Genomic DNA, 17,779 nt, shown 5'->3' with positions numbered 1-17,779 from the left:
ACTTTGAGTTATTTCTTTTCTTGAGTTGTTTTTACAATTTTGGTGAGAATTTTTACTAAGTTCTCAACTTCTATTAAATGGTTTTGTACATTAATTTTCGTTAATTCCGATTTATCTATCAATTGAAGCCAATATCTTGTTTCTCTAGCTTCTTTGGATGAGATCGACATCTTATGAACGAAATCTTTTCTTGAAAAAGCAGCTGTTGCTTCTTGCACATTTGCCCCAATACTTGTTCCGCTTCTTAATAACTGTTTAGAGATTACATGCTCACTTTCATTTTTTAGTTTTTTATATAAATCTATAATTGTGAGTGCAAAATCAAAACTCTTATCCAGAATTATATTCTCTCTTTTCATAGCAATTCATAATTTAAAATTTCAAGTTTATAATTTAATTCAGGAATTCAAAAATACCTGCAGCTCCTTGTCCTGTTCCTACACACATAGTTACCATACCATATTTGTTCTGCATATTTCTTTGGCGCATTTCATCAAAAAGTTGTACAGATAATTTGGCTCCAGTACAACCCAGAGGATGTCCTAATGCAATAGCCCCTCCATTTACATTAATAATCTCTTGATTTAGTCCTAGTTCTCTTATAACTGCTAAAGATTGAGAAGCAAAAGCTTCGTTTAACTCAATTAGGTCAATATTATTTTGCTGTAAACCAGCTTGTTTTAATGCTTTCGGAATTGCAGCTACAGGACCAATTCCCATAATACGAGGTTCTACTCCAGCAGCTGAGTAACTTACCAATCTAGCAATAGGTTCTAGGTTTAGTTCTTTCACCATATCTTCACTCATCACCATGACAAAAGCAGCACCATCACTCATTTGTGATGAATTTCCTGCAGTTACACTACCGCCAGCAGCAAATACTGGTCGTAACTTATTTAGAATAGCAGTGCTTGTTCCAGCTCTTGGTCCTTCGTCTTTGGTTACAGTATAACTTTTTGTTGCTTTTTTGCCGTTGGTATCCAAATATGTTTGGTTTACAGTAATTGGTGCAATCTGAGCTTTAAATCTATCTTCAGCTTGAGCTTTTAAGGCTTTCATATGAGAATTGTAGGCAAATTCATCTTGATCTTCTCTTGAAACTTTAAATTGATTTGCCACAGCTTCAGCTGTATTTCCCATTCCCCAATAGTAATCTTCATGACCTGAGTTTACCAAATCGTAATTTAATTCTGTCTTGTATCCAGTCATAGGCACTGAACTCATACTTTCTGCGCCTCCCGCAATGATACATTCTGCCATTCCTGCTTGAATTTTTGCTGCTGCCATTGCAATAGTTTCTAATCCAGAGGAGCAAAATCTATTTACAGTCACGCCAGGAACGTCAACACTATTTAACCCCATTAAAGAGATTAATCTAGCCATATTTAATCCTTGCGAACCCTCTGGCATAGCATTCCCAACAATAACATCATCAATACGTTTTACATCCAACTCAGGAAGTTCTTTCATCATATGCTGAATTGTTTCAGCTGCTAACTCATCTGTTCTTTTGAATCTAAACAATCCTTTAGGAGCTTTTCCTACGGCTGTTCTATATCCTTTTACTATATATGCTGTTTTCATTTTTTTAAGATTTTTAGAGTTAAGAATCAAGAGACCAGACTAGTAGTCTTTATTCTTTCATCTTGGTTCTTTTTCTAATTACGCAATGGTTTACCAGTTTTTAACATGTGTTGAATTCTTTCTAAAGTCTTACGTTCTGTTGATAAACTCAAGAATGCTTCACGTTCTATATCCAGTAGATACTGTTCGGTAACTCTGGTAGGTTCTGATAAATCTCCTCCTGCCATTACATAGGCAAGTTTATTGGCAATTTTTTTATCGTGCTCAGAAATATAATGTGCAGCTTCCATAGAGTCTGTTCCAACTAAGAACATTCCTAAAGCCTGCTTTCCAAGTACTTTAATATCTTTTCTTTTTGGAGGTTGTGTATAACCAGCTTCAGCTAATAATAAAGCATGTTTCTTAGCTTCAGCAATTTGACGATCTTTATTAACTACAACAACGTCTTTTCCTTTTTGGAAAATTCCTAAATCGAAAGCTTCATATGCAGAAGTTGCCACTTTAGCCATTCCAATTGTTAAGAAGTATTCTTGTAGTACATTTAATTCTACATCTCCTTTTTTGAAAGAATCAGCAGCGCGCATCGCAAACTCTTTTGATCCACCACCGCCTGGAATTACTCCAACTCCAAACTCAACTAATCCTATATATGTTTCTGCAGCTGCTACTGCTTTGTCTGCATGCATAGATAATTCGCAACCACCTCCTAAAGCCATTCCATGAGGAGCAGCAATAGTTGGGATAGAAGAATAGCGTAAACGCATCATGCTATCTTGGAAATATTTGATAGCCATATTTAGTTCGTCATACTCTTGTTCAACAGCCATCATAAATATCATACCGATGTTAGCTCCTACAGAAAAATTGGCAGCTTGATTACCAATGACAAGTCCTTGGTAATCTTTTTCTGCCATATCAATGGCTTTATTCAAGCCATCCAATACATCTCCCCCGATTGTATTCATTTTGGATTGGAATTCTACATTTAAAATCCCATCTCCTAAGTCTTCTACAACAACACCAGAATTTTTAAATACAGCTTTTGACTCTCTGATATTGTCTAATATGATAAAGGCATCTTGCCCTGGTTTTTTTGTTTGTTTTTTAGCAGGAATGTCATAGTAATAGGTGGCACCATCTTTTACTGTGTAAAATGAAGTCTCTCCTTTGCTAATCATTTCAGTTACCCAAGCAGCAGGTTCTTTACCTTCTGATTTCATCAATTCAATTCCTTTTTCAATTCCAATGGAATCCCAAATTTCGAAAGGCCCATTTTCCCAACCGAATCCTGCTTTCATTGCATCATCAATTCTGTATAACTCATCAGAGATTTCTGGGATACGATTTTGTACATAGGCAAACATAGCAGCGAAATTCTTTCTGTAAAACTCACCTGCTTTATCTTTACCTCCAATCAATACTTTAAACCTGTCAATAGGTTTGTCTATAGATTTTGTAAGTTCAAGTGTTGCAAATTTCGCTCGTTGTTTTGAGCGATATTCTAATGTATTCAAGTCTAAAGAAAGAATTTCTTTCTTTCCTTCTGCATTTACAGTTTTTTTGTAGAAACCTTGTTTGGTTTTACTTCCTAACCATTTATTCTCCATCATTGTTTGAATAAAGTCTGGAAGTTTAAACAACTCGTGAGCTTCGTCTTCAAGACAATTTTCATACAAGCCATTAGCCACATGAACCAGAGTGTCTAGACCAACAACATCTACTGTTCTAAAAGTAGCTGATTTGGGTCTACCTATGACTGGTCCAGTTAGTTTATCAACTTCTTCAATAGTTAAGCCTAACTCTTTTACTTGATGAAAAAGACTTTGGATTCCAAATATTCCTATTCTGTTTCCAATAAATGCAGGAGTATCTTTCGCTAATACTGATGTTTTACCCAAGAATTTTTCACCATACATCATTAAGAAATCGGTTACCTCTTGTTTACATTGAGGGCCAGGTACTACTTCAAAAAGCCTTAAATACCTTGGAGGGTTAAAGAAGTGAGTTACTGCAAAATGTTTTTGGAAATCTTCACTTCTACCTTCATTCATGAATTTGATAGGAATTCCAGAAGTGTTAGATGAAACTATTGTTCCTGGAGTTCTATACTTTTCTACTTGTTCAAAAACTTTTTGTTTGATATCTAGCCTTTCTACAACTACTTCCATTACCCAATCTACATCTTTGATTTTATGTAAATCGTCTTCAAGATTTCCAGTAGTTATTCTATCAGCAAACTTTGGGTTATATATAGGTGAAGGTTTTGATTTTAATGAAGCTGTTAAAGCATCGTTTACCAATCTGTTTCGAACTACTTTATCTTCTAAAGTTAATCCTTTTGCTTTTTCTTTGTCTGTAAGTTCTCTTGGAACGATATCCAATAAAAGAACTTCAACACCAATATTGGCAAAGTGACAAGCAATACCGCTTCCCATAATTCCGGAACCGATGACGGCAACTTTCTTGATTCTTCTAATCATTTGTTTTAAAATTGATTTAAACAGCTGGTTCTTTGATACTACCTTCTTGGTAAATCATTTTTTCAGCTATAAGTTTATTAATTGTAGATGTTACTTTAAAAAAAGCTTCAAGCTCTTCTTCAGAAACAAACTCTCTTATTTTATTATTGAAAATGATTACAGATTCTTTTGAGACTTCTCTCATTTTTTTTCCATAATCAGTTAATTTGATAATAACACTTCTTCCATCGTCAGGGTTCTTTTCACGGATGATAGCCCCTTTTTCTTCCATAGTTTTTAAAATTCTTGAAAGACTTGTTGGTTCCATACCCATCAAAGGTCCTAGTGCAGTAGAAGGAGTTCCTTTTTCATAGTCGATGTTAAGTAATACAAAGGCTGTTGCCATTGTGCTATCATGTTTAGCTGCACGCTCGTTATACAACTTTGCAACCGCTTGCCATGTGGCTCTTAACTGATGATCTATTGATTTGCTTTTATCCATTGTGTCAAAGATATAAAAATTTATTATGCATGCATAATAAATAGGTAAAAATTATGCGTGCATAGTATTTTTTATGTAACAAATGTTGAAAAAAGAGAGTTGAGAAATTAGTTTTTAATAACCTTAACCACTCGTTTTGAGTTTTGAGTTCCTCGAATTTCTAGGAAATAAATTCCTTGTTGTAAATGAGAAATATCCATTTCTTGATTTTCTTGTGAGAATTGAAAAGACATTTCCTTTCCTAAAACAGAATAGAGTTTAAAAGTATTGTTCTCTAGATTGGAGAATGATATTTTGCCAGCAGTTGGATTGGGATAAACTTTAATTTGAGAAAGTCGGTAGTCTTCTATACTCAAAACTGGAGTACAGCCATTTTGATTACTATTATTTCCCCAGCAAATTAATCTATGTGTAGGACCTCCTATAATATTATGATCGCTGTTAAACACCACTGTTTCCGTACCTATACCTTCTATGTATTCATAGACTGCACCGCCCACAATTACAACTTTCCGACCTTCTGAATTGACTTCAACATTGATTACATTCATAGATGCCCCCCATGCATGGTATGAGTTTTCTATTTCATCTCCTGTTTCTACATTAAAATCGTACAAGGTATACTCTTTAAAATCATTAGGATTTTCAAAGTCATGCGTCCATATATATACTTTTTTATTTGCAATGTCTTCACGTAAATAAAACTCCGCATAGGAAAAATCGTTGCTATATATTTCATAAGGAGGGATAATACAGTTATCAGGCCAATCAGGATTTGGGTCTCCATGAAATGGAAGAATCTTTACTTTCTTATATTGTATGTTATTGATTAAGGTGTCTGAATCAATTAAATATCTTCGTTCATTATAATGACAAAACCCTGCGGCATCGTCTGTATCCACATCCCAAAAAGAACCAGGTTTCAACATAGGTTCATAATCTTGACCATAGTTAGTCACGCTAAAAAATAACGATAAAATGAATATTAGGAAAAACTTTTTCATAGTAGCAAAATGTTGATAATTTGAAAGTTACAAAAAAATTGTAACACATTATGAATACTTTCTACTAATCACTATGAAATCAGTAGATTTGTACTACTCGATTTAAAATAAAAATCAACTAATCAAAATGAGTAATTTATTAGAAATAAATAATGTTGTAAAGACCTATGGAGATTATACAGCATTAAATGATGTGTCTATTCATGTTCCTAAAGGAAGTGTTTTTGGTCTTCTAGGACCAAATGGAGCTGGAAAAACATCCTTGATTCGAATTATCAATCAAATAACAATGCCCGATAGTGGATCTGTAATCTTAGACGGCGAGAAACTTCATCCTAAACATATTGAACATATTGGTTACTTGCCCGAAGAAAGAGGTTTGTATAAAAGTATGAAAGTAGGAGAGCAAGCAATGTACTTAGCTCAGTTGAAAGGATTGAGTAAAAAGGAAGCCAAAGAACGCTTGAAATATTGGTTTGAGAAGTTTGATGTGTATTCTTGGTGGAACAAAAAAATTGAAGAGCTTTCTAAAGGAATGGCACAGAAAGTACAGTTTATAGTTACGGTTATGCATCGTCCTAAATTGTTGATTTTTGATGAGCCTTTCTCTGGATTTGATCCTATCAATGCCCAATTAATTGCTAAAGAAATTTTACAGTTAAGAGATGAAGGAGCCACAATTATATTTTCTACGCATAGAATGGAATCAGTAGAGGAGATGTGTGACTATATCGCTTTGATTGATAAATCTAATAAAATTTTGGAAGGAAAATTAGATGATATCAAACGAGAATTTCGTTCTAATACTTTTCAAGTTGGTTTAGAGACAAAAAACGTTAGTGAAGTTGAAGCGAAGTTGAAGGAGAATTTTGAAGTTTCATCAGCGGATTTTAAATTGTTAAATGAGGGTTTACGATTGAATGTAAAACTAAAAAATGGTAGTAGTCCAAACGATTTACTATCATTTTTAACAAGTCAAGGGCAAGTACAACATTTTGTAGAATTGGTACCTGATGCCAATGATATTTTTATTCAAGCGGTAAACAAAAATAGTTAAGGAGATGAGCAAGTTAAAACTAATTATACAAAGAGAATTTAGAGCAAAGGTTAAAAACAAATCCTTTATAGTGATGACTTTTTTAAGCCCTCTATTGATGGTAGGAATAGGGTTTTTAATCTTCTTTTTAAGTAAAAAGAATAGTGAGAAAATAAAAACCATTGCCTATGTAAATCAATCTCAACTATTCGAGAAAACAGATTTTAAAGATAGAAAAACAGTTAAGTATGAAGATTATTCTAACTTAACATTAGAGGAAGCAAAAGATAAAGTAAAGAATGGAGATTTTTATGGGTTGATTTATATCCCTAAACAAGATAGCCTAGAACTGCTTGCTTCTTCTATAGAGTTTTATTCTAATTCATCACCAAGTGTAGGAACAATTGAATCTATTGAGAGAAAGGTAGAAAGAAAACTGAGAGATACGCGACTTAACAGTTTACATATAGATAGGGAAGCCTTAAAATCTTCTGAGTTCAATGCCAATATTAAACTCAATAATTTCTCTGGAGAGAAATCTTCTAAAATGGGAAGCTGGATTAAGATTGGAGCTGGAGCTATTTCTGGTTATTTCCTAATGATGTTTGTCATAATTTACGGAACATCAGTAATGCGAAGTGTTATCGAAGAAAAAACAAGTAGAATTATAGAGGTCATTGTTTCTTCAGTAAAACCTTTCCAATTGATGTTAGGAAAGATCATTGGAAATGCTTCAGCAGGATTATTGCAATTCTTTATTTGGGGAGTAATTATGATGATTTTAAGTATTGTGGCATCATCAATTTTTGGAGTAGATATGATGGAAGCACAGACTTCTGGTATGACACCTGAACAGTTGGAAGTAATTAAGCAAGAATCGGCGAGTGGAGGAGAACAATTGTTTAGAGAATTGCAAAAATTACCACTCCTTAAAATGTTCTTTTTATTTATTTTTTACTTCTTAGGAGGTTATTTCTTATATAGCTCTGTTTTTGCAGCAGTAGGAGCTGCAGTAGATAATGAGACAGACACTCAGCAATTTATGCTTCCTATTATGTTGCCATTAATCTTAGGAGTTTATATTGGGTTTGCAACTGTAATTGATGATCCAAACGGACCTATTTCTACCATATTCTCAATCATACCATTAACCTCTCCAATAGTTATGTTGATGAGAGTTCCTTTTGGTGTACCATGGTATGAAATTTTGATTTCTATGGCATTGTTATTGATTACTTTTGTATTCATGGTTTGGTTTGCGGCCAAAATTTACCGAGTAGGAATCTTGATGTATGGTAAAAAACCAACCTATAAAGACCTGTATAAGTGGTTGAAGTATAAAGGGTAACTAATCAAAATTAAACAAAGTATGAGTAAGATTCTCATCATAGAAGACGAAGCTGCAATTCGCAGAGTGTTAACAAAAATTATTTCTGAAGAAAATGATGCCTACAAAGTTGAAGAAGCTGAAGATGGGTTAACAGGAATAGAGATGATCAAAGACAAGGACTATGATTTGGTTTTGTGTGATATTAAAATGCCAAAAATGGATGGCGTTGAGGTATTAGAAAAAGCGAAAAAAATTAAACCAGAAATTCCTTTTGTGATGATTTCAGGTCATGGAGATCTTGATACTGCTGTGAATACAATGCGCTTAGGAGCTTTTGATTATATCTCAAAACCTCCAGATTTAAATAGATTGCTAAATACTGTACGAAATGCTTTGGATAGAAAAGTATTAGTGGTAGAGAATAAGCGACTTAAGAAAAAAGTGAGCAAAAATTATCAAATGATTGGAGAGAGTAAGGCCATCACCCATATTAAAGAGATAATTGAAAAAGTTGCAGCTACAGATGCTAGAGTTTTAATTACTGGACCTAATGGTACAGGAAAAGAATTGGTTGCGCACTGGTTGCATGAAAAGTCAGAACGATCTAAACTTCCAATGATTGAAGTAAACTGTGCGGCAATTCCTTCTGAATTGATAGAAAGTGAATTGTTTGGACATGTAAAAGGAAGTTTTACTGGAGCAAATAAAGATAGAGCTGGAAAGTTTGAGGCTGCCAATGGTGGAACAATTTTCTTAGATGAAATTGGAGACATGAGTTTATCTGCGCAAGCAAAAGTATTGCGTGCCTTACAAGAAAATAGAATACAACGAGTTGGTAGCGACAAAGACATTAAAGTAAATGTGAGAGTGGTTGCTGCTACTAATAAAGATTTAAAGAAAGAAATTGCCGAAGGACGTTTTAGAGAAGATCTGTATCATAGATTAGCAGTTATATTAATTAAGGTTCCTGCATTAAATGATAGAAGAGAAGATATTCCATTGTTGGTAGACTTTTTTACCAACAAGATTTCCCAAGAACAAGGAACGGCTAAAAAAGAGTTTTCTAAAGGAGCAATTAAGTTATTACAAAGTTATGATTGGACAGGTAACATACGTGAATTACGCAATGTTGTTGAGCGTTTGATAATTTTAGGAGAACAAGAAGTTTCTGAAGACGATGTAAAACTATTCGCTAGCAAATAAGATAAATCTATTTTAAAAGATTTAAACTATAAATAAAGTTGATGCAAAAATAAAAAATTTGCATCAACTTTTCTGTTTTTGAGACAATCAATAAATATCTTTGTAATCGTTAAAAAAATCAAGTAAGAATATTAATCAATAAAAATTTATAGAAATGGCTACAGCAGTAGGTAAAAAATTCCCAAACATTACAGTAGATGCAATGAATGAAATGGGAGATACATTTAAAATCAATGTATTAGAAGAAGCAAAAAATAACGGAAAGAAAGTATTGCTTTTTTGGTATCCAAAAGATTTCACATTTGTTTGTCCTACAGAATTGCATGCTTTTCAAGCTGCTTTAGGAGAATTTGAAAAAAGAAATACAATTGTTATTGGAGCATCTTGTGATACACCAGAAGTTCACTTTGCATGGTTAAGCACTTCTAAAGATAATGGAGGTATTGAAGGAGTAACATACCCAATCTTAGCTGATAGTAATAGAAACTTATCTAGCATCTTAGGAATTTTAGATATTACGGATGAAAGATATGACGAAGAAACAGATACCGTTCAAGTAGTAGGAGATAATGTAACTTACAGAGCTACTTACTTAATTGATGAAGAAGGAACAGTATTCCACGAAGGAATCAATCATATGCCAGTAGGAAGGAATGTAAACGAATTTTTACGTTTAATCGACGCGTATTCTCACGTACAATCTCATGGTGAAGTTTGTCCAGCTAACTGGGAAGAAGGAAAAGATGCAATGGCTCCTAATGCAAAAGGAACTGCTGAATATCTATCATCTCACTAAACAATTACAGATTATAAATTGCAAACTCGTAGGATTTGTAATTCATAATTTAAAATTCATAATTAATTATGGTACAGGAATTAAACCAAGATAATTTAGCACAAATAGTTGCAGATAACTCAAAAGTTGTTGTTCAATTTTCGGCAACTTGGTGTGGAAACTGCCGAATTATGAAGCCTAAATTTAAAAAATTAGCTTCCGAAAACGAAGATGCTGTTTTTGTGATTGCTGATGCTGAGAAATTTCCTGAAAGTAGAAAACTTGCTACGGTAAATAATTTGCCAACATTTGCAACCTTTACCAACGGAAGTTTTAAAAATCAGGTGCAAACAAACAAGTTTGAAGTATTAAAAGAATTAGTAGACGAAGTATAATAGATCATGAAATTACCAGTTATAAAACATCTTACAAACTTCATAGAAGAGAACGATCAGGATTATGTGTTAGAAGCCATTGAAACCTTGGAAGCCTTAACAGAAGTACCATCGTTAAAAGATGAAGAATTGGATGTAATCGGAGAATTGATATCCAATATGTATGGAGCAATTGAGGTAGACAAAATGGTAAAAGAAGGAACTCCTAAGAAAGAAGCATTAAATTCTTTTATGAAAAGAGTTTTGGGATCTATAGATTCGTAAATACAATTTATTGAATATATAAAACCGAGCTAGTAGCTCGGTTTTTTTATTTCCCAATATTATCAATACTGTCAAGGTCATTCTTATTTGTTTTCCCTTGTTCTTCACGAACTAATTTTCTTGTAAGTAAGAAAAAACCTACAAAAAAAGAAATGTAACCAACTGCACCCATAGTCATAGTTAAATACTGAAAGAAACTGTTTTCAAAAAGAAAGTATTTTCTAACTACCAAAGGCTCAAGTACAAAAAGCTCTAACCAAGTTAGTAGAATAAGTACAGAACCTAAAGTAATTAACTTACTAGATGTATTTTTATGAAGTCTCATGTAGCGAAAAGCACCTACAAAAGCCAAAGTAGTTGGGATAATAAGAATTAGTAATTGTAAGATTAAATCTTCAAATTGAATCATAGATATTTTTAGATTTTACCGAGTTAGTTTCGTAATTATTTCTTTATGAGTTGGGAAAAGGTTAATCATTTCTTCTCTTTTTGGCAACACAAAATCTGCAAAATCAAAACCAGGAGCTACAGTGCAACCTACCAAAGTGTAAGCATCCTTTTGCAAAACTTCGGCAGCAAACCAATCGCCACCTTTCACAACATACTGAGGAACTTCACCATTTTCCAAATCATTACCAATCATTATAAAAGAATAATTTCCTTCTTTAGAAATGATATGCAATTTTAAAGGAGCCCCTTTATAAAAATGCCATGCTTCATCTTGATTAATTTTATGAAAAGCAGAAAATTTTTCAGAAGTTAATAAAAAATATATGGCGGTAGATTCATTTCTGTCACCTTTAAAGTTAGTACTTAAAACATTGTTTGGAATTACTCCAGAGCTTCTATATGTTTCTTTAAAATAACCACCCTCAGGATGCTCTTGAAGCTCTAACTTGTTAATAATATTTTGTGCTGTCAAATTCTTTTTATTTTACTTTTTTAAAAGTATCAATAATTAAAATACGAACTGTATTTTTTTTCATCAACTATCTGCTAACTAGAATAAGAGGACTTTTTAAGAAAAATATATATAGGTAAAAGTACCTGTTTATGAGTAGCTTTTGCATTCATTTTATACTAAAAACTTGGAATGTGATTATTAATTTGAAATAAAATTAATTAAATTAAGTTGTTGAAAATCAAATAATTAAATGTTTATTATTACTCTGTGCAAGAAAAAAAATTGAATAACTTTAATAGGTAATTTAGATTCTCATATATAATTTATTATCTTTAAAACTTATTAAATCTTAAATTTTAAACTCAAATGGGAAATTCAAATTTAACACCGCCAAGCATTAGTGCTGAAGCTTTGCAAGCATTAAAAAACCACCCTGCTGCGCAAAATGTAATTGAAAACTTCGTAAAGAACGGGCTTTCAAATCCAGCTGTTCAGCAAGCGATTAAAAATCACGACATTAGCCAATATAAAAATGCTAATGGTCAGGTAACTTGCCCTGTGTCTCAAGCAGATCGTGATGCACTTAAGAGTAAATTATCTCTGTAAGATGCAATTATTTTTAATCATTACCATTTTTATGGAAAAAACTAACGGTGCTACAAATAATAGTGACAACTTGTTGTTTAAAGCACTAGTAATAACGCGACCATTATATTCATATGTATTGGTCGCGTTTGTTATAGCAGCATTTGTTACTATCGTGTGGGGCATATTTGGCTCTATTCCTCAAAAAATTGAAGGTATAGGAGAAATAAGCACTCAAAAAGGCTTGCATAGAGTTAATGTTCTTTATGGAGGTGAAATTGAGAAAATAAAAGCGAAAGTTAACGACTCTGTTAATGTTGGTGATATAATTTTTACGGTAAAACAACCAGAGATGGAAAGTAAGATTATAGAAACCAAGGCAACTATCAAACAGTTAAAAGTTAAAAGAGATTTACTTCTATCTGGAAACAACAAGAATACATCTATAAAAAATAAGATTGATGATCTTGGAGAAAAAAGACTTCAAGAAAGATTAAAAGACAATCAAAAAACAGTTGCTTTTTTAGAAAATAAAGTTTCTCAAGAAAAGGAAATGTATGATAAAGGTCTAATCACTTTTTCTCAATATTTTTCTACTCAAAAAGATCTAACAGCTGTCAAGTCAGAAAGAACTGCACTACAAGAACAATTATACCTTATTTCGCTAAATACAGAAGAATGGAGTTTAGGTAAAGATATTTCTGAAAAAGATATCGAGAATCAAATTTTAATCTTAGAACAATATTTAGAAGATATTACAAAAGAGTTCAAGTTAAGAACAGAAATAAAAGCAAAAACTAATGGTATAATCAGGCAAATAAATGCCAAAGAAGGTGATGTAGTTTCACCAGAGTTAACTCTGGCTGTAATTAATGAAGACGAAGAAGCGCATAAAGACTATGTACTTAACTTATACATACCATTTAGTTCAAATGAAGTAATTACTAAAGGGATGCATGTAGATATTCAGCCTTTCAATGTTGATCATAATTTGTATGGATGGTTAAAAGGAAATGTATTAGAAGTTAGTCAGCTTGTTTCTTCAACCAATAGCTTGGTTAATGATTTGCAAAACCCAGATTTGGTTAGCTTAATAGAATCAAAAGGAGCAGTTTATAAAGTAATTGTCCAATTAAACATCGATTCAAACACAATTAGTGGTTTTGAATGGTCAAATAAAAAAGGACCTCCTTATAAAATATTCCCTGGTCAAATGACACGAGCTTTTGTGAATGTTAAAGAAAAAGCTCCAATTGACTATTTATTACCAATCTTTAAAGATTACTTTAAATAAAGTAAATAGGAGTAAACGTTATTTCAAACTATCATGAAAACTCCCATATTTTTACAATCCAATCAAGGAGAGTCAGGTGCCATCTGTTTAGCAATGCTTTTGGGACACTATGGTTCATTTCCAAAGTTGAATACTGTAAAAAGTGCTTGTGATGTTGGAAATGATGAAATTCCAGTTAAAAACTTACATGAAACTGCTATAAGATTTGGATTCAATGCAGAGCATTCAAAATCTGAAATTGAGAAAATATCTAGTTCAGCTCCATTTATTATTAAAACATTTTCTGGGAAATTTCTGCTAGTTGTAAAAAAAACGAAAGAGTATTATTTGATTCATAACCCAGAAAAAGGAAAAGAAAAACTCACCAAAAAGCAGCTCAAAGAAGTTTACGGAGGAGAGGCGCTTATTGCTGTTCCAGGAAACAAATTTACACTGCTAAAAGAAAGTTCTTCTTTTTATGATGAACTTAAAAAACGAATACAACCCAACATAAAAGGAATCGGATATGTACTAATAGCCGGATTTATTCTGCTAATACCTGCCATAATTATACCCGCTTTAAATAAACTATTCTTTGATGACATTATTTTATTATCACAGAATCAATGGTTTCACCCTTTGCTAACTGTTCTTAGCATTTTTCTAATTTTTGGATGTTTATTGGTTTATATACAACAGTGGATTCTTTTAAGAGTAGAATTAAAATCAAGCTTGGTAGAATCTGCAAAATTTGTAATGCATATTTTGAAGGTTCCGTATACCTATTTTCAAAACCATCCCACAGGAGAAACTGTCAAAAGAATTGGGCTCAATGATGCAATTGCAACCTTATTAACAAGAGGTTTTACCCAAATGATTTTAAGCCTGCTTACTGTGCTTTTTTACGGAATTGTAATGTTAAAATACAATTGGATTTTATCTCTTGTAGGTGTATTGATAATGGTAATTAATATTTTTGCATTGCGTTATTTTTCTGCGAAGAGAACGGCTCTTAACCAAGCATTATTTCAAAAACAACAAGCAACATTTAGTATTGCAACTACTGGAATAGAACAGATAGAAACCTTGAAAGCTTCAGGTGCAGAAAATGATTTTTTCTCTTTGTGGTCAAGTCATTTAATCTCAGCGATTAACGACAATCAAAAGTTAGGAGTAACTTCAAGAATACTTACTGTTTTACCTGATTTTATCTCTCAATTAAACAATGTAGTAATATTGCTATTAGGTGGACTTCTAATTATAAAAGGAGAATTAACTGTTGGAGTATTTATTGCTTTACAAAGCTTTTTTGCTAGCTTTTCAGATCCAGTAAAAAGTTTGGTTGATTTTACAGGAGATGTACAACTCAATAAAGGGAATATAAATAACTTAATAGATTCGCTTGATGAACCAGTTGATGCTTTTTGTAATGATGGTACCAAAGAATCTATAAGTGCTATAACTCCTTCAAATGCCAAACTTACTGGGAAATTAGAAGTAAAAAACCTTTCTTTCAGCTACAATAAATTCGGAAAACCCTTAATCGAAAACTTTTCTCTGAAAGCACACCCAGGCAAAAGAATTGCTTTTGTTGGAGGTTCAGGTTCTGGAAAATCTACACTTCTGAAGGTTATTTCAGGTTTATATCCTGCATTATCAGGAGAAATTTTATATGATGAAAAACCTATAAATACGATTAATAAAGATGTTTTTAGAAACTCTTTATCAACAGTAGATCAAGAAACATTTTTCTTTACAGGATCAATTTCTGATAATATTACCATGTGGAATAGAGCAATTAGTAATTCTGAAATTATTACATCTGCTAAAGATGCAGAAATACATGAAGTTGTTTCTGAAAGAGATGGAGGTTATCAGGCAAAAGTTGCGCCAGATGGGAGAAATTTTAGTGGAGGGCAAAGACAACGTTTAGAGATTGCAAGAGCATTAATTACCAATCCTTCAATTTTATTTTTAGATGAAGCAACATCTGCACTAGATACTGAAACAGAAAAATTAGTGATGAACAATTTCCGCAAACGAAATTGTACTATAATAACTATTGCCCACAGGCTAACAACTATCAAGGATTTTGATGAAATTATTGTTTTAGAAAAAGGAAAAGTAATTCAAAGAGGTAATCACGAAGAGTTAATGAAAGATTCAGAAGGATTGTATTACAAATTAGTGAAAAACTCTTAGGATAGAAGTAGGTAAATGAAAAAAGATTCATCAGATAACAATTCTAAAGACCCTTTATATAAAGGATATATAAAGCAGGTGAAAACTTCCTATTTTTTTAGGAAGAAATCACACGATGGAGCTTATGAAAAATTAAACACAGTACTTTTTCCTAAAAAGAACAAAAAAGAGAACTTTACATATAACGCTAATGAATCATATGATTCATTACTTTTAAAAACCTGCAAACTTATTGGTAATGTTGAAAAAATAGAATTTGTTGCTGGATTTGATAATGCTCTTCAAGTTTGGAGTCCGTTGAAGAAAATTCTAAGAGCATCAAATATTAGATCAAGAAAAATTCTTTTACAAGACAATTGGTGGAAACATGATCATGGCCCATTATTAGCATTTTTAAAAGAAGATAAAACACCTGTAGCACTTGTTAGAAAAGGAAAGAAATATATTCTTAAGAATATTAAAATAGGAAAAGATAGAGTAGTTGACGAGGTTATTGCCGCAGATATCGAAAACACAGTACACTCATTTTTTACACCTTTACCAAAAGGAAAAATTAATCGATTAGATTTATTAAAATTCACTTTAGCTTTTACAAAGAAAGACGTTGTTTTCTTTTTTGTACTTGGAGTTATTGGAGCGTTGTTATCACTTTTCATACCAATAATGTCAGGATATATTTTTAATGTAATTATTCCAGGAGGCGAACAAGGAAGCCTATACGAAATAGGATATGTGCTGCTAACCTTAGTTGCTATTTTAGGAATTATAAACCTAGCAAAATCAATAGCTGTACTTAGATTTGAAGGAAAAGCGAGTTATAAGCTGCAATCTGCTGTATGGGATAGAATTTTGTCATTAAAAGTTCCTTTCTTTAGTAAATACGATGCTGGAAATTTAGCTGAAAGAAGCTTAGGTATAGAAAAAATAAGAACCATTTTGTCTGCTAATGTTATGAGTGCATTAGTGGCAGCAATTTTTTCTATTTTCTATCTAGCGTTAATGTTTTACTATGATGTTAAACTAACCATTTTAGCACTTCTTTTAGGAGTTGTTGTTGCTGCCTTCACATTAACAATAAGTAGGCTTGCCTACAAACATGTAGCAGGCACAATGAGAATGCAAGCAATCATTTCTGGTTTTATGATGATGATGATGGGAGGAATTAAGAAAGTAAGAATGACTGCATCTGAAGATAAAGTATTTGATATTTGGGCTGATAAATTTTCTAAACAAAAACAACATTATGCTAATAAGCAAAAGCTAATCATCATTGCTTCTGTATTTACATATGGTTTTCCAATTTTAGCCACTTTGTTAATCTATATTAGAATATTCGACTTATTAACCTTACCCAATGCTTCGTTTAGTATTGGAGATTTTATCGCTTTTAATTCGGCATACTTAAGTTTTCAAGGAGCACTCATAAGTGCATTTATGGTAACAGTTCCATTAATGAGTATAAAACCAACATTAGAATTGTTAAGGCCTCTGTTAGAAGCAGAAACTGAAGATTATGATGATAAAAAAGATGTAGGGAAATTAACAGGAGAGATAGAAATATCTAATCTAAACTTCAAATATCAAGGAACAGAGAATTTGATTCTTAAAAATGTAAGTCTTAAAATAAACCCTGGTCAGTTTGTAGCTATTGTTGGAGGATCAGGATCAGGTAAGTCAACTCTTTTTAGAGTATTGCTTGGGTTTGAAGATTATGAAGTTGGAACCATTTTGTTTAATGGAATGGATATGAGAGAAGTAGATATCAGAACTATAAGAGATCAAACAGGTGTAGTTTTACAAGACGGTAAAATAATGCAAGGAACTGTTCTTTACAATATAATAGGTACCTCAAATTATACGGAAGAAGAAGCTTGGCAAGCGGCAAGAATGGCTGGTTGTGATAAAGATATTGAGGCCTTAGAAGATAAAATGAACACATATCTTCCAGCTGGAGGAGGTACGCTTTCGGGTGGTCAACAACAAAGAATCGTCATAGCAAGAGCTATGATAAAAAGACCAAAGCTAGTGCTATTTGATGAAGCAACGAGCGCTTTAGATAATGATACTCAAAAAACGGTTACAGATAATTTAGATGAATTAAATGCTACAAAAATTGTAATAGCACATAGACTAAGTACCATCAAAGATGCTGATGTAATTGTTGTTTTAGAGAAAGGAGAAATTATGGAAAAAGGGAACTATGATGAATTAGTTAAAAAGAAAGGATTTTTCTATCAACTTGTAAAAAACCAAATGAGTTAAA

At 32.4% G+C, this 17,779-nt stretch carries 17 protein-coding genes; 10 read left to right on the top strand and 7 right to left on the bottom strand.

The genetic code is table 11. From position 1 onward, the window contains the following. Positions 1–8 precede the first annotated feature (8 nt). The 5 genes from AAON49_RS04230 to AAON49_RS04210 all read right to left on the bottom strand — a co-directional run bounded on the left by AAON49_RS04230 (position 9) and on the right by AAON49_RS04210 (position 5,549). A complete protein-coding gene (locus AAON49_RS04230) occupies positions 9–359 on the bottom strand; it encodes a four helix bundle protein (RefSeq protein WP_349552872.1) in 351 nt (116 codons plus the stop codon). Between the two features lie 34 nt (positions 360–393). Continuing rightward, positions 394–1,584 (bottom strand): acetyl-CoA C-acyltransferase, encoded by a 1,191-nt coding sequence (locus AAON49_RS04225; protein ID WP_349552871.1) that lies wholly within the window; start codon positions 1,582–1,584, stop codon positions 394–396. A gap of 74 nt (positions 1,585–1,658) precedes the next feature. Then, positions 1,659–4,064, bottom strand: a complete 2,406-nt coding sequence (locus tag AAON49_RS04220) for a 3-hydroxyacyl-CoA dehydrogenase/enoyl-CoA hydratase family protein (RefSeq protein ID WP_349552869.1) — start codon at positions 4,062–4,064, stop codon at positions 1,659–1,661. A 16-nt stretch (positions 4,065–4,080) separates the two neighbouring features. After that, positions 4,081–4,545, bottom strand: coding sequence for a MarR family winged helix-turn-helix transcriptional regulator (locus tag AAON49_RS04215; RefSeq protein ID WP_349552867.1), 465 nt, complete (start codon positions 4,543–4,545; stop codon positions 4,081–4,083). Between the two features lie 107 nt (positions 4,546–4,652). Continuing rightward, complete coding sequence (locus tag AAON49_RS04210) at positions 4,653–5,549, bottom strand: T9SS type A sorting domain-containing protein (protein ID WP_349552866.1); 897 nt, start codon at positions 5,547–5,549, stop codon at positions 4,653–4,655. A 127-nt stretch (positions 5,550–5,676) separates the two neighbouring features. Here AAON49_RS04210 and AAON49_RS04205 point away from each other — a divergent pair, with 127 nt between their 5' ends. The 6 genes from AAON49_RS04205 to AAON49_RS04180 all read left to right on the top strand — a co-directional run bounded on the left by AAON49_RS04205 (position 5,677) and on the right by AAON49_RS04180 (position 10,552). Continuing rightward, complete coding sequence (locus AAON49_RS04205) at positions 5,677–6,606, top strand: ABC transporter ATP-binding protein (RefSeq protein WP_349552865.1); 930 nt, start codon at positions 5,677–5,679, stop codon at positions 6,604–6,606. A 4-nt stretch (positions 6,607–6,610) separates the two neighbouring features. Then, positions 6,611–7,933 (top strand): ABC transporter permease, encoded by a 1,323-nt coding sequence (locus tag AAON49_RS04200; protein WP_349552864.1) that lies wholly within the window; start codon positions 6,611–6,613, stop codon positions 7,931–7,933. Positions 7,934–7,954: 21 nt separating this feature from the next. After that, on the top strand, positions 7,955–9,118 hold the full coding sequence (locus AAON49_RS04195; protein ID WP_349552862.1) for a sigma-54-dependent transcriptional regulator: 1,164 nt from the start codon (positions 7,955–7,957) through the stop codon (positions 9,116–9,118). Between the two features lie 154 nt (positions 9,119–9,272). Further along, complete coding sequence (locus AAON49_RS04190) at positions 9,273–9,914, top strand: peroxiredoxin (protein ID WP_349552861.1); 642 nt, start codon at positions 9,273–9,275, stop codon at positions 9,912–9,914. Between the two features lie 68 nt (positions 9,915–9,982). Next, positions 9,983–10,288, top strand: a complete 306-nt coding sequence (locus AAON49_RS04185; RefSeq protein ID WP_349552860.1) for a thioredoxin family protein — start codon at positions 9,983–9,985, stop codon at positions 10,286–10,288. A gap of 6 nt (positions 10,289–10,294) precedes the next feature. Beyond that, positions 10,295–10,552 carry a DUF6952 family protein gene (locus tag AAON49_RS04180; RefSeq protein WP_349552859.1) on the top strand — a complete coding sequence of 86 codons (258 nt, stop codon included), beginning with the start codon at positions 10,295–10,297 and terminating at the stop codon, positions 10,550–10,552. Between the two features lie 46 nt (positions 10,553–10,598). Here AAON49_RS04180 and AAON49_RS04175 read toward each other — a convergent pair whose 3' ends face one another. Together AAON49_RS04175 and AAON49_RS04170 are read right to left on the bottom strand one after the other, a co-directional pair. Beyond that, positions 10,599–10,961: a hypothetical protein gene (locus tag AAON49_RS04175; RefSeq protein WP_349552858.1), complete on the bottom strand. Its 363-nt coding sequence runs from the start codon at positions 10,959–10,961 to the stop codon at positions 10,599–10,601. Between the two features lie 15 nt (positions 10,962–10,976). Further along, positions 10,977–11,474, bottom strand: coding sequence for a cupin domain-containing protein (locus AAON49_RS04170; RefSeq protein ID WP_349552857.1), 498 nt, complete (start codon positions 11,472–11,474; stop codon positions 10,977–10,979). 348 nt (positions 11,475–11,822) lie between these two features. On the opposite strand from AAON49_RS04170, the gene AAON49_RS04165 reads away from it, so the two are divergent. From AAON49_RS04165 to AAON49_RS04150, 4 genes are read left to right on the top strand one after another with little or no spacing between them, the layout of a single operon-like run. Further along, on the top strand, positions 11,823–12,062 hold the full coding sequence (locus AAON49_RS04165) for a hypothetical protein (RefSeq protein ID WP_349552856.1): 240 nt from the start codon (positions 11,823–11,825) through the stop codon (positions 12,060–12,062). Positions 12,063–12,093: 31 nt separating this feature from the next. After that, entirely contained in the window at positions 12,094–13,335 is a 1,242-nt protein-coding gene (locus tag AAON49_RS04160; RefSeq protein WP_349552855.1) for an NHLP bacteriocin system secretion protein, read from the top strand. Positions 13,336–13,368: 33 nt separating this feature from the next. Then, positions 13,369–15,516: an ABC transporter transmembrane domain-containing protein gene (locus AAON49_RS04155; protein ID WP_349552854.1), complete on the top strand. Its 2,148-nt coding sequence runs from the start codon at positions 13,369–13,371 to the stop codon at positions 15,514–15,516. A gap of 15 nt (positions 15,517–15,531) precedes the next feature. Beyond that, on the top strand, positions 15,532–17,778 hold the full coding sequence (locus AAON49_RS04150; protein WP_349552853.1) for an NHLP bacteriocin export ABC transporter permease/ATPase subunit: 2,247 nt from the start codon (positions 15,532–15,534) through the stop codon (positions 17,776–17,778). Position 17,779: the final 1 nt, after the last annotated feature.

The organism is Pseudotenacibaculum sp. MALMAid0570 (genome assembly GCF_040151415.1).
Classification (GTDB): Bacteria; Bacteroidota; Bacteroidia; order Flavobacteriales; family Flavobacteriaceae; genus Polaribacter.
Note: the sequence above shows the minus strand (reverse complement) of the source record. Positions and strands in the feature narration are given on the sequence as shown.